The following is a 12,575-nucleotide window of genomic DNA, read 5'->3' as shown; positions in this document are numbered from 1 at the left end:
CCCCTGTCCGCCGAACCGGCCGTGCCCTGTGAACTAGCCGCGCAGCTCCGCGCCCGTGCGCTCGGCGGCCAGCGCCACCGCCGCGTCCCGGGCCGCCGACGCCTCGTCGACCGTCAGCGTGCGGTCGGGGGCGCGGAAGCGCAGCGCGTACGCCAGCGACTTGCGGCCCTCGCCGAGCTGCTCGGCGTTCTCGTACACGTCGAACAGGCGCAGGGACTCCAGCAGTTCACCGGCGCCCTCGCGCAGCGCGGCCTCGACCTCGGCGGCCGGCACCGGCTTGCCGACGACGAGCGCGACGTCCTGCGTGGCGACCGGGAAGGTGGAGATGGACGGCGCCTGCGGGGTGTCGTCGCCGGCCTCCTCGAGGGCGTCCAGGTTCAGCTCCATCGCGCAGGTGCGCGCGGGCAGCCCCAGCGCCTTGACCACGCGCGGGTGCAGTTCGCCCGCGTGGCCCACGACCCGCTCGGCGCCGTCCACGGCGACCGCGAGCTCGGCGCAGCGGCCCGGGTGCCACGGCCCGTACCGGCCCTTGCGGACGATGAGTTCGGCCCCGGACTCGCGGGCGACGACGCGCGCGGCCTCGACGGCGTCGGCCCAGTCGGCGGGGCGGCCCTTGCCCCACCAGCCGGACTGCTCGCGGGCGCCCGCGAGGACCACGGCCACGTGCCGCGGCTGCTCGGGCAGCGCGGCGGTCAGCTCGGCGATCTCCTCGTCGGTGGGGCGCCGGTCGACGGGCAGGCGCGGCGCGGTCCGCTGCTCCTCGCGCGGGTGGAAGACCAGCCCCGTCTCGAACAGCGCCAGGTCGTGGCTGCCGCGGCCGTCGTTGCGGCGCAGCGCGGCGAGCAGGCCGGGCAGCAGCGTGGTGCGCAGCGCCGGCTCCTCGTCGCTGAGCGGGTTGGTCAGCCGCACCACGCGGCGGGCCGGGTCGCCGGCCTCCAGGCCGAGCTGGTCGAAGATCTGCTCGCCGACGAACGGGTAGGCGGGCGCCTCGACGTAGCCCGCGCCGGCCAGCGCGCGGCCGACCCGGCGGTGCAGCCGCTGACGGTGCGTCAGGCCGCGGCCGGAGGGCGGCTTGGGCAGGGTGGAGGGCAGGTTCTCGTAGCCCTCCAGCCGGATGACCTCTTCGGCGAGGTCGTTGGGGTCGGTCAGGTCGGGCCGCCAGGACGGAGGGGTGACGACCAGCTCGTCCACTCCCACGACGTCGCAGCCGACCTCCTGGAGCCGGCGCACGACGGTCTCGCGGCCGTACCGGACGCCCGCGACCTTGTCGGGGTGGTCCGCCGGGATGGTGATGGTGCGCGGCGCGGAGGGCGTGACGACCTCGGTGACGCCCGCGTCGGCCGTGCCGCCCGCGAGCAGCACCAGCAGGTCGACGGTGCGCTGGGCCGCGGCGGACGCGGCCTGCGGGTCGACGCCCCGCTCGAAGCGGCGGGAGGCCTCCGAGGACAGCTTGTGGCGGCGGGCGGTGCGCGCGATGGAGACCTGGTCGAAGTGGGCGGCCTCGATGACGACGTCGGTGGTGGTGCCCTCGGTGTCGTCGATCTCCGTGTGGGCGCCGCCCATCACGCCGGCCAGGCCGATCGGGCCCCGCTCGTCGGTGATGACCAGGTCCTCGGCGTGCAGGGTGCGCTTGACGCCGTCGAGGGTGGTGAACTTCTCGCCCTCCTCGGCCCGGCGCACGCCGATCGTGCCCTGGACGCGGGCGCGGTCGTAGGCGTGCAGGGGCTGGCCCAGTTCGAGCATCACGTAGTTGGTGACGTCGACGGCGAGCGAGATCGGGCGCATGCCGGCCTTCTGCAGGCGGCGCTGCAGCCAGATCGGGGAGCGTGCCTCGGGGTCCAGACCGCTGACGGTGCGGGCGGTGAAGCGGTCGCAGCCGAGCGGCTCGGAGATCTCCACCGGGTAGCCGAAGGCGTTCGGCGCGGGCACGTCGAGCAGCGCCGGGTCGCGCAGCGGCAGGCCGTAGGCGATGGCGGTCTCGCGGGCCACGCCGCGCATCGACAGGCAGTAGCCGCGGTCGGGGGTGACGGCGATGTCGAGGACCTCGTCGACCAGTTCGAGCAGCTCGATGGCGTCCTTGCCGACCTCGGTCTCCGGCGGCAGCACGATGATGCCGTGGCTGCCGTCGTCGCCCATGCCCAGCTCGTCGCTGGAGCAGATCATGCCGTGCGAGACCCTGCCGTAGGTCTTGCGGGCGCTGATCGCGAAGCCGCCGGGCAGCACTGCGCCGGGGAGGACCACGACGACCTTGTCGCCGACGGCGAAGTTGCGGGCGCCGCAGACGATCTCCTGGGGCTCGCCGGTGCCGTTGGCCTGCCCGACGTCGACGGTGCAGAAGCGGATCGGCTTCTTGAAGCCCTCCAGCTCCTCGATGGTCAGCACCTGGCCGACCACGAGGGGGCCCTTGAGGTCGGCGCCGAGCTGCTCGACCGTCTCCACCTCGAGACCGGCCGCAATGAGCTTGGCCTGGACGTCGCGCCCGGACTCCGTCGCCGGCAGGTCGACGTACTCCCGCAGCCAGGAAAGCGGGACCCGCATCAGATCTCCATCCCGAACGGCCGGGTGAACCGGACGTCACCCTCGACCATGTCTCTCATGTCCTCGACGTTGTGGCGGAACATCAGCATCCGCTCGATGCCGAACCCGAAGGCGAAGCCGCTGTACTTCTCCGGGTCGACGCCGCAGGCGACGAGCACCCGCGGGTTGACCATGCCGCAGCCGCCCAGCTCGATCCAGCCCTCGGAGGAGCAGGTGCGGCAGGGCCGGTCCGGGTTGCCGACGGACTCGCCCTTGCACACGTAGCAGAGCATGTCCATCTCGGCGCTCGGCTCGGTGAAGGGGAAGAAGTTCGGCCGCAGCCGGGTCTTCATGCCCTCACCGAACAGTGACTGGACCATGTGGTCCAGGGTGCCCTTGAGGTCGGCCATGGTCAGGCCCTCGTCCACGGCGAGCAGCTCGACCTGGTGAAAGACGGGCGTGTGGGTGGCGTCCAGCTCGTCGGTGCGGTACACGCGGCCGGGGCAGATCACGTAGACCGGCAGTTCGCGCTCCAGCAGGGAGCGGATCTGCACCGGCGAGGTGTGGGTGCGCAGGACGACGCCGGACTCGGTGCCGCCCTCGGGGCCCTGCACGAAGAAGGTGTCGGCCTCGCCGCGGGCCGGGTGGTCCGGGCCGATGTTGAGGGCGTCGAAGTTGAACCACTCCGCCTCGACCTGCGGGCCCTCGGCGACCTCGTAGCCCATGGCCACGAAGATGTCCTCGATGCGCTCCGACAGCGTGGTCAGCGGGTGCCGGGCGCCGGCCGGGACGCGGTCGTACGGCAGCGTGACGTCGACGTCCTCCTCCACCAGCACGCGGGCGTCCCGCTCCGCCTCCAGTTCGGCCTGGCGGGCGGCGAGGGCCTTGTTCACCGCGCCGCGGGCCATGCCGACGCGCTTGCCGGCGTCCGCCTTGGCGTGCGGGGGCAGGGCGCCGATCTCGCGGTTGGCGAGGGCCAGCGGGGAGGCGGGGCCGGTGTGGGCGACCTTGGCCTCGTGGAGCGCGTCGAGGGAGTCCGCGGCGGCGAAGGCGGCGAGCGCCTCGTCCCGCATGCGCTCGATCTCTTCCGGTTTCAACGCCTCGACCTCGACAGGGTCGTACGACTTATTGGGTGCCGACATCTCTTCCCGTGCTTCCGATTGTTCCCAGCCGACGCTGGGAGGTGGCCCCAGGCTGACAGTCCCCCGCACCGGCTCGTGGACGTTTCCGTCTCCAGTGGTGGGACACAAAGGTGCCAAAGGCCGAGTCTAACGGGGCTGGACCGAGCGAATGCGCCCGTGGGTGCGGCGCCGGGATCAGAGCAGGTGTGCCGGCGTGCCCACGGGCAGGGTAAATCGGAACCGCGCGCCGCCGCCGGGGGCGCGTCCGACCGTGATGGTGCCGCCGTGCGCCTCGACGATGCCCTTGACGATGTAGAGCCCGAGGCCGGTGCCGCCGCGTTTGCTGCCCCGCCAGAAGCGGGTGAAGACGCGGTTCATGGACTCCTCCGGGATGCCGGGCCCCTCGTCGCTCACCATGACCGACGTACCGGCGTGCTCCCCCTCACGGGGGGACGCCGCGGGCGCGATGTCAATGGTGACGGTTCCCTCGCCGTGCCGCACGGCATTTTCCAGGAGGTTGCTCAGCACCTGGTCGATCTTGTCCGGGTCCGCCCACAGCGCGGGCAGCGGCTGTTCGATGCGCAGCAGGAAGCGGTCGGCGGGCTGGCCGGCGGCGACGTACGCCTGGATGTGGCGGCCCACGGCGGCGCCGATGTCGACGAGCTGGCGGCGCACCTCGAGCCGGCCGGAGTCGATGCGGGAGATGTCGAGCAGTTCGGCGATCAGCCGGGTGACGCGGTCGGCGTCGGCGTCGACGGTCTCCAGCATCAGCCGCTTCTGGTCGTCGGTGAACCGTTCCCACTTGGCGAGCAGGGTCGCGGTGAAGCCCTTGACGGAGGTCAGGGGCGAGCGCAGCTCGTGGGCGACGGTGGCGATCAGCTCGGCGTGGGAGCGCTCGGTGCGCCGGCGGGCCTCGGTGTCCCGCAGGCTGACCACCACCCGGCGGACGGGCCCGGTGGGGTGCGCGCGCACGTACCGGGCCGACACGAGGACCTCGTGGCCGCCGTGCAGCAGCAGGTTGCGCTCGGGCTGCCCGACGCGGATGGCGAGCCCGCCGTAGGGGTCGGTCAGCTGCCACCAGCGCCGCCCCTCCAGGTCCTCCAGGGGCAGGGCCTTCTCCAGCGGCTGCCCGAGGGCCTGCTCGGCGGGGACGGCGGTGATGCGGGCGGCGGCGGCGTTGAAGCACACCACCCGGCCGTGCTCGTCGGCGATCACCAGGCCGTCGGGCAGGTCGTCGGGGTCGACGCCGGGCCCGGCCGGATCACCGTGCCGTGGCGCGGGCGGGCGGCGCGTGTCCCGTGTGCCCGGTGCGCTGCTCGTGCCGACACCCATCCCCGTACCCCACCTCTCCGACGCAGAGGGCCCCCGAGCTGGTCACCCTACTAGCTCTCGGTGACGGAGCGGCACCCTCCGGCGGCGCGCTGTGCACGCGCGGACGCGTAGAGACATACGGCGGCGGCCGTCGCGAGGTTCAGACTCTCGGCCTTTCCGTGGATCGGGACGCGTACGACGGCGTCGGCGAGCGCCCGGGTCTCCTCGGGCAGGCCCCAGGCCTCGTTGCCGAACACCCAGGCGGTGGGGCCGCCCATGGTGCCCTTGTCGAGCTCGTCGTCGAGGTCCTGCTCGCCCGCTCCGTCGGCGGCGAGGATGCGCACCCCGGCGTTCTTCAGGCCCTCCATCGCCCGCTCCACGGGGACGCCGACGGCGACGGGCAGGTGGAACAGCGAGCCGACGGAGGCGCGCACGGCCTTGGGGTTGTACAGGTCCACGGAGGCGTCGGTGAGCACCACGGCGTCCGCCCCGGCGGCGTCGGCGCAGCGCAGGACGGTCCCGGCGTTGCCGGGGTCGCGGACGTGCGCGAGGACGGCGACCAGGCGGGGGCGGGCGGAGAGGATCTCCTCGAACGGGGTGTCGAGGAAGCGGCAGACGCCGACCAGGCCCTGCGGGGTGACGGTGGTGGAGATGTCGGCGATGACGGCGTCCGCGGCGAGGTGGATGCGGGCGCCGGAGTCCCGGGCCCGCCGCACGATGTCGGCGTACCGCTCGGCGGCGTCGGGCGTCGCGAACAGCTCGGCGAGCGTGGCGCCGCCGCCGGCCGCGCGATGGGCGGTGGCCTCCCGCACGGCCTGCGGCCCCTCGGCGAGGAACAGCCGCTCCTTCCCCCGGAAGTTCCGCCTGGCCAGCCGGCGGGCGGCCTGCACCCGGGGCGAGCGGGGGGAGATCGGCTCGTGACCGGCGGGGAACATGCTTCACCTTCACAGACAACTCGGCGCGGGCTGCGACGCCCTCGGGGGCGCGGGATGGGCGCGACCGGTCACGGCGGACCCGCGGCCGGGGAACAGGGGCACCGGCAGCAGCAGGACCCGCAAGCCGGAGCTTGCGGGTCCTGCGGCGGTCGGCTCAGGGCCGGTGCGGTGTCACGCGGCCTTCGGCGCGTTGACGTCGCTCGGCAGGGCCTTCTGGGCGACCTCGACGAGCGCGGCGAACGCGTTCGCGTCGTTGACGGCCAGCTCGGCCAGGATCTTGCGGTCGACCTCGACGTTCGCGGCCTTCAGACCCTGGATGAAGCGGTTGTACGTGATGCCGTTGGCGCGGGCGGCGGCGTTGATGCGCTGGATCCACAGCTGCCGGAAGTCACCCTTGCGCTTCTTGCGGTCGTTGTAGTTGTAGACCAGCGAGTGGGTGACCTGCTCCTTGGCCTTGCGGTACAGGCGCGAGCGCTGACCGCGGTAGCCGGAGGCCTGCTCGAGGATCGCCCGGCGCTTCTTGTGGGCGTTGACTGCCCGCTTGACGCGTGCCACTTGTTAACTCCTTGTAGCGGGGCCGTGGGTGTCCTCACACGGCCCGGAAACGATTGGGTCCCGGTCCTGGCGTGCGGCGCGCGGCGACCTGGGTCCGGTCCCGCGCCGCCGCGTCACTTGCCGAGAAGCTTCTTGATCTTCTTGGCGTCGCCCGGGGCCATCTCGGCGTTGCCGGTGAGCCGACGCGTCAGACGGGACGACTTGTGCTCGAGCAGGTGGCGCTTGCCGGCGCGCTCACGGAGCACCTTGCCGGAGCCGGTGACCTTGAAGCGCTTGCTGGCACCGCTGTGCGACTTGTTCTTCGGCATAGCGCCGTTCTCTCCTCTGGGTGGCGCTCCGGTGCCCGGTCGCGAAAACCGGGCACGATGGTTGGAGCGTCGCTCTTGTATCGGTTACCTGGGACGTGCGTCCCGGGATCACGCCTCGGCGGAAGCCTCGGCAGGGGCCTCGGTCTCCGCGGCGTTCCCGGAGTCCGCGGCGTTCTGCGACTTGCCGGGGTTGGCCTTCGCTTCCGCCTTGCGGGCTTCCTGCGCCTGGCGGGCCTCGGCCATCGCCTCGGTCTTCTTCTTGTGCGGACCGAGAACCATGATCATGTTGCGGCCGTCCTGCTTCGGGTTCGACTCCACGAAACCGAGGTCCTGGACGTCCTCCGCGAGCCGCTGCAGCAGCCGGTAGCCCAGCTCGGGCCGGGACTGCTCGCGACCACGGAACATGATCGTGATCTTGACCTTGTCGCCCTGCTTGAGGAACCGGACGACGTGACCCTTCTTGGTGTCATAGTCGTGCGGGTCGATCTTCGGCCGGAGCTTCATCTCCTTGATGACCGTGTGCGCCTGGTTCTTGCGCGCCTCACGGGCCTTCATGGCCGACTCGTACTTGAACTTCCCGTAGTCCATGAGCTTGCACACGGGCGGACGGGCGTTCGCCGCGACCTCGACCAGGTCCAGGTCGTACTCCTGCGCAAGCTCCAGTGCCTTCGCGAGCGGCACGATGCCGACCTGCTCGCCACTGGGACCGACAAGTCGCACCTCGGGAACGCGAATCCGGTCGTTGATGCGGGGCTCGGCGCTGATGGATCCTCCTCGGTAGCACCATACGGTCGCCTGGCGGACGACCGCGTATGTCTGGATGACATGGTGACCAACCGCCGCGGCGCATGAAAAATGCCCCGGACGGAACACAGGCGGGACTCCGAACGTTCCGGAGCACCGCGCGATGATCCGCGGGGCGCACTTTCGGGCGACTCCACCGTCCGTACGGAACGGTGGTGGCCGCCTGACCGGTGACCCGCCGTCCCGGGGGACGGTCAGGTGGGAGATCGGAGCCTCCACTTGTGGGCCGGGCACATACATGTCCAGCCGGTCGTCCCACAAGGCTAGCAGCAACGAAGGACGACGGCCAATCGGGGCGGGCGGGGCCCGGTGGGGCTCGGCAGGGCTGGTGGAGCCCGGTGGGGGCTCCGTGGAGCCGGCTGCCCGGGGCTCGCTGGGGCGACGGGAGGCGCTGCCCCTATCGTGTGGGGCATGAGTGACACCTCCCCCTCGGAGTCCCCCGAGACCTCCGGGACCCCCGGCAACCCCGGCAACCCCGACTTCGACGCCATGGCCCGCGACATCGCGGAGGTCCCCGCCGTCGAGGTGATCGTGACGGTCGCCGTCAACCTGATGAGCGCCGCCGCCGTGAAGCTCGGTCTGACCGAGGAGGGCGACAAGTACAAGGACCTGGACGAGGCCCGCAAGCTGGTGACCGCCCTGGCCGGCCTGCTGGACGCGAGCGCGACCGAGATCAGCTCCTTCCACGCGGCGCCGCTGCGCGACGGCCTGAAGTCGCTGCAGCTGGCCTTCCGCGAGGCGTCGGTGGTCCCGGACGAGCCGGGCCAGGGCCCGGGCGAGAAGTACACCGGGCCGGTCTACGGCTGACCCGCTCCCGCCCGGTCCCCCGCCCCGCTCACCCCGCCTCACGTACCGGCGGCGGACCTCTCGTACAAGGGCTCGCCCGGCGGCGTGGCCCCGGCCGGCAGCAGTGCCAGGTCGAGGCCGCGCACCAGGCGGGCCCTCAGCGTCTCGCTGGCGGCCAGGCGCCCGGCGACGGCCCGGGCGGCGTCGGCCGGGGCCGCCCGGGCGGCCGGGTCGAGGACGAGGGCGAGGGTCCCGTCGGACCGTCCCGGCCCCAGATGGGCGCGCAGCACGGCCGGCTCGGCCGCCACGGCCTCCCGCACGGCGGTGAGGACGGCCGGGTCGGCGAGCGGGTCCGTCGTGGTGCGGCCCTCGGCGAGCGCGAGCAGCGCGGGCCCGGTCAGCTCGAACGGCACGGGGCCGGACATGTCCAGCACGACGGTGTCCGCCTTCTCGTGCGCGGCGGCCAGCAGCGCCTGCTCCAGGGGTACGGCGACGGGCCGGGCGCCCGGGTCCCACAGGGCCAGGGCGTGGGTGGAGGTGAAGGCGGGCAGCGCGGTGCGGCCGCCGGCCTTCAGGGTGGGTACGGCCATGTCGCTGGTCTTCTCGCGGCGCAGCCCGTTCTCGTCCTGCTCCACCTCGCCGAGCACGGCCACCACGGGCACCAGCAGCCGGGCGCCCTTGAGCGCCTCCAGCACCGGTCCGACGGCGGTGCGGTCCTCGGCCCAGGCGGCGAGGGCGGCGCTCAGCCGGGGGTCGGCGGAGCCGTCGTCGTCGGAGTAGCCGGGGTCGGGGATGGTCTTCTTCGCGTTCGCCACGGTGCCCGAGCCTAGCCCCGCCGGGTCCTTCAGAGTTTTCTCAGGGTGCCCTGACCTGGATCTCACACCGGTCCCACGGCGCGCACAGCCGGCGCCCGGAGCATCGCGGGCACACGGCCCGCGTCGCGGTCCTCGCCGCCCGGGGCGCGCCGGGGCCGCCGTCACGGCCGCCGTGCCCGTCCCTCCCGGTGCCGGGCGCTGCTGTGCGCCTTGCTCGCCACCGCGGCCGTGGCCGGCGGCACGGCCGCGGTGGCCGGGCACGGGGGGCGTGCGCACTCCGCCGGGCACGGCACCGGCGCCCTATCGTCGTCCCCGTCGGCACGCGCATCGGCGTCGGTGCCGGGATCGGCGTCGGGAACCGGCGGGAGGGCTTCGGTGGACAAGGGGACGGCGCGGGCCGCGGACCCGGCGGCGGCGCTGGCCGCGGCGATGCGGCCGGTGACGGCGGCGGACGGCGCCGCCGTGTCCGTGGCGGTGCTCCGCACCGGCACGGACACAGGCACCGGCACCGGCACCGGCACCGGCACGCGGGCGGTGTTCGGCGGCGGGTCGTTCGAGACGGCGAGCATCGTCAAGGTCGACATCCTGGCCGCGCTGCTGCTGCGGGCGCAGGACGCGGGCCGTCGGCCGACCGCCCGGGAGAGGGCGTACGCCACCGCGATGATCGAGCACAGCGACAACGACGCGGCGTCGGCCCTGTGGCGGGCCGTCGGCGGGGCGGCCGGGCTGGACGCGGCGAACCGGCGGTTCGGGCTGACGGCCACCTCGGGCGGCGACGGCGGGCTGTGGGGCCTGACCCGGACCACGGCGGCCGACCAGCTCACACTGCTCGAGCAGGTGTTCGGTGAGGACTCGCGGCTGACCCGGCGGTCGCGGGCGTACGTCGCCAGGCTGATGGAGCGGATCGCCGAGGACCAGGACTGGGGTGTGTCGGCCGCGGCCGACGGCTCGGCGTGGGCGCTGAAGAACGGCTGGCTGCCCCGGGACGCGACCGGCCTGTGGGTGGTCAACAGCGTCGGGCGCGTGACGGTCGGCGGCGAGGACTACCTGGTCGCCGCGCTGTCCCACGGCAACGAGACGAAGGACAAGGGCATCGCCCTGGTCGAGGCGGCGGCACGGGCGGCGGTGTCGGCGCTCACCCCCTCGGAGCAGCCCGGGGAGCACCTACGGCGGCGGTCCGCCCCGGGATCCGTCAGGTGAGGGTCCTGCGGTGGGGGCGCCCGCGCAGCAGGACGGTCGCGGCGGCCAGCAGGACCGCTCCGGTGCCGCCCGCGAGGGGGCCGGCCCAGTCGGAGGTGGTACCGCCGGAGTCCGGGGTGTCGGGGCCGGGGCCGAAGTACTTGTCGCCGTACGCCGCCGCGTGCAGGCCCCGCGGGGAGATGCGGTCGGCGGCCTTGATGGCGGCGACCGGGTCCACGAAGCCGAAGCCGCGGGAGTCGTCCCGGCCGCCGACGGGGGCGTTGCGGGCCGTGTCCTCCAGGAGCTTCTTGATCTGCGCGGGGGTCAGCCCGGGGTGGGCGGCCTTCACCAGGGCGACGGCGCCGGAGACGAAGGCGGAGGCGGCGCTCGTGCCCCAGCCCTCGTAGTACTTGTGGTCCGGGTCGGCGATGACCACGTCGACGCCGGGCGCGCTGATCGTGGCGTACCAGCGGCGGGTGGAGAAGGCGGCCCGGGTGCCGTAGCGGTCCACGGCGGTGGCGGCGATCACGCCCGGATAGGCGGCCGGGTAGGAGATGTGGTCGCCCTTGGCGCCGCCGTTGCCGGCCGAGGCGACCACGACGACGCCCTTGCGCAGCGCGTACTGGACCGCCTCGTCCTCGGAGGGTTCGGGGTGCGCGGAGGCCGAGTCGTCGCCCAGGGAGAGGTTGATGACGTCGGCGCCGTGGTCGGTGGCCCAGCGGATGCCGTCGGCGAGGGCGCTGCCGCGGCTGGTACGGGCCCGGCCGCGCGCGGAGTCGCCGTCCTCGAGGATCACCCGCACGGGCATGATCCGCGCCTCCGGGGCGACGCCCATGACCCCGTCCGCGTTCCCGGGTCCATGGCCGTGACCGGCGATGATGCCGGCCATGGCGGTGCCGTGGCGGGCCCAGGCGCGGTCCCCGGGGCCCGCGCCGAAGCCGATCATGTCCTTGCCCGGGAGGACGTTCCCGGCGAGGTCGGGGTGGTCGGCCTCGACTCCGGTGTCGAGCACGGCGACGGTGACGCCCTCGCCCTTGGTGACGCGCCACGCCTCCTGGGTGTGCAGGGCGTCCAGCGCCCACTGCTGGGCGCGTATCCCGTCGGCGACCGCGGCGGTGGACGGGACGAGGGCGAGACAGGCGGCGAGCAGCAGGCCCGCGCCCGCTCTGGCGACGGTTTTCACGACGGCTTCTCCGTGGCCGGGTCGGCGGTCCTGCGGAACGCTCTCTCGATGCGGTCGGCCAGGCCCTGGGCCTCGTTGCCGAGGCCCGCCTGGCCGGGGGCGGTGGTGGCGCCGGTCCGCGCCGCCTCGGCGGCGGGCTGCGGGCTGTCGACCGTACGGCCGTCGGCCCAGCCGGAGACCGCGTAGACGACCACGGGCGCCTCGGTGAGCACGGAGACGGTCCAGGAGGCGCGCTGCCGGTTCCCGAAGCCGGCGGCGGCGGTGCCCTTGGCCGCGTACGGCCGGGGCATCAGATCGGTGCGGCGGCCCAGGCCCTCGGTGCGGAAGCGGGCGGCGAGGGAGCGCATGGCGGGGGCGTCGCCCTTGGTGAACAGCAGGCCGACGGTGGTGACGTAGCTCTGGGTCGCGTCGGTGTAGGTGGCGCGCAGCAGGCGGGCGCAGCCGACGGGGGCGAGGGCCTTGCGCAGCAGCGGGTCGAAGGCGTCCGCGCAGCCGCTGTCCGGCGCGACCGCGATCCGGGTCCAGGTGCGGTCGGCCCCGCCGGGTCCGGCGCCGTCCCCCTGGACGACGGGCGGGAACAGCTGGTCGACGGGGACGCTGTGCCACAGGTCGCCGGCCGCGGCGAAGCTGCCGGCCGGGTCGCCGTGCGCCGGATCGCCGGTGAGCCAGCTCCCGGTGACGGCGCCGCCGATGAGTCCCAGGCCGAGGACCAGGCAGGCGGCCGCCGCGGCGGTCCGCGGCCCGACCCGGAGGCCGGGCGGCCACGCCCGGCCCCGCCGGCCGCGGACGTCGGGCTCGCCGAACGTCACCACGGGGCGGCCCGTGCCGGGAACGGGCACGGCTTCGGGCACGGCTTCGGGCCCGGGCGGCGCCATCGCGCTCCAGGAGAGCGCGGGGTCCGGGGAGGAGGGGGTGAACGCGGGGGCGGTGGTGGGGCGCGGTGGGGCGGCCACCGGCCGCGGCGGCACGTCCGGGGCCGCGGGGGGCCGGGGCGCGGAGACGGAGCGCAGGGGGCCGGTCGTCCCCGGCGTGCTTCCGGCCGGGCCGCCGGAGGCGGTGCC

General features: G+C 74.2%; 12 protein-coding genes. 2 read left to right on the top strand and 10 right to left on the bottom strand.

Annotation, left to right across the window (positions count from 1 at the left end; genetic code table 11):
• Window positions 1–33: 33 nt before the first annotated feature.
• The 7 genes from pheT to infC form a co-directional block, all read right to left on the bottom strand.
• A complete protein-coding gene (gene pheT, locus ACI2LW_RS20725; RefSeq protein ID WP_404732665.1) occupies window positions 34–2,538 on the bottom strand; it encodes a phenylalanine--tRNA ligase subunit beta in 2,505 nt (834 codons plus the stop codon).
• The gene (pheS, locus tag ACI2LW_RS20720; RefSeq protein WP_404732664.1) at window positions 2,538–3,659 is read right to left on the bottom strand and encodes a phenylalanine--tRNA ligase subunit alpha; all 1,122 of its coding nucleotides are present in this window, start codon (window positions 3,657–3,659) and stop codon (window positions 2,538–2,540) included. Before pheS ends, pheT begins: the two co-directional genes overlap by 1 nt.
• Window positions 3,660–3,833: 174 nt before the next feature.
• Entirely contained in the window at window positions 3,834–4,970 is a 1,137-nt protein-coding gene (locus ACI2LW_RS20715) for an ATP-binding protein (protein WP_404732663.1), read from the bottom strand.
• Window positions 4,971–5,020: 50 nt separating this feature from the next.
• Entirely contained in the window at window positions 5,021–5,884 is an 864-nt protein-coding gene (locus ACI2LW_RS20710) for a TrmH family RNA methyltransferase (protein WP_404732662.1), read from the bottom strand.
• A 171-nt stretch (window positions 5,885–6,055) separates the two neighbouring features.
• Window positions 6,056–6,439 (bottom strand): 50S ribosomal protein L20, encoded by a 384-nt coding sequence (gene rplT / locus ACI2LW_RS20705; RefSeq protein ID WP_006141703.1) that lies wholly within the window; start codon window positions 6,437–6,439, stop codon window positions 6,056–6,058.
• A gap of 113 nt (window positions 6,440–6,552) precedes the next feature.
• Window positions 6,553–6,747, bottom strand: coding sequence for a 50S ribosomal protein L35 (gene rpmI / locus ACI2LW_RS20700; protein WP_007829094.1), 195 nt, complete (start codon window positions 6,745–6,747; stop codon window positions 6,553–6,555).
• 108 nt (window positions 6,748–6,855) lie between these two features.
• Window positions 6,856–7,512 (bottom strand): translation initiation factor IF-3, encoded by a 657-nt coding sequence (gene infC / locus ACI2LW_RS20695; protein ID WP_404732722.1) that lies wholly within the window; start codon window positions 7,510–7,512, stop codon window positions 6,856–6,858.
• A 450-nt stretch (window positions 7,513–7,962) separates the two neighbouring features.
• Between infC and ACI2LW_RS20690 the strand changes: the two genes are divergently transcribed.
• Entirely contained in the window at window positions 7,963–8,358 is a 396-nt protein-coding gene (locus ACI2LW_RS20690; protein ID WP_404732661.1) for a DUF1844 domain-containing protein, read from the top strand.
• Between the two features lie 38 nt (window positions 8,359–8,396).
• Here the strand turns inward: ACI2LW_RS20690 and ACI2LW_RS20685 are convergent, their stop codons facing one another.
• A complete protein-coding gene (locus tag ACI2LW_RS20685) occupies window positions 8,397–9,152 on the bottom strand; it encodes an SseB family protein (protein WP_404732660.1) in 756 nt (251 codons plus the stop codon).
• Between the two features lie 375 nt (window positions 9,153–9,527).
• On the opposite strand from ACI2LW_RS20685, the gene ACI2LW_RS20680 reads away from it, so the two are divergent.
• Complete coding sequence (locus ACI2LW_RS20680) at window positions 9,528–10,352, top strand: serine hydrolase (protein WP_404732659.1); 825 nt, start codon at window positions 9,528–9,530, stop codon at window positions 10,350–10,352.
• On the opposite strand, the gene mycP is transcribed toward ACI2LW_RS20680, so the two are convergent.
• Window positions 10,345–11,514 carry a type VII secretion-associated serine protease mycosin gene (gene mycP, locus ACI2LW_RS20675; RefSeq protein ID WP_404732658.1) on the bottom strand — a complete coding sequence of 390 codons (1,170 nt, stop codon included), beginning with the start codon at window positions 11,512–11,514 and terminating at the stop codon, window positions 10,345–10,347. The two genes, ACI2LW_RS20680 and mycP, sit on opposite strands and share 8 nt — an antisense overlap.
• A complete protein-coding gene (locus ACI2LW_RS20670) occupies window positions 11,511–12,467 on the bottom strand; it encodes a hypothetical protein (RefSeq protein WP_404732657.1) in 957 nt (318 codons plus the stop codon). The genes mycP and ACI2LW_RS20670 overlap by 4 nt, the downstream gene beginning before the upstream one ends.
• Window positions 12,468–12,575: the final 108 nt, after the last annotated feature.

Source organism: Streptomyces sp. NPDC004065 (genome assembly GCF_044903565.1).
GTDB lineage: Bacteria > Actinomycetota > Actinomycetes > Streptomycetales > Streptomycetaceae > Streptomyces.
This window is presented reverse-complemented; position numbering and strand designations above follow the sequence as displayed.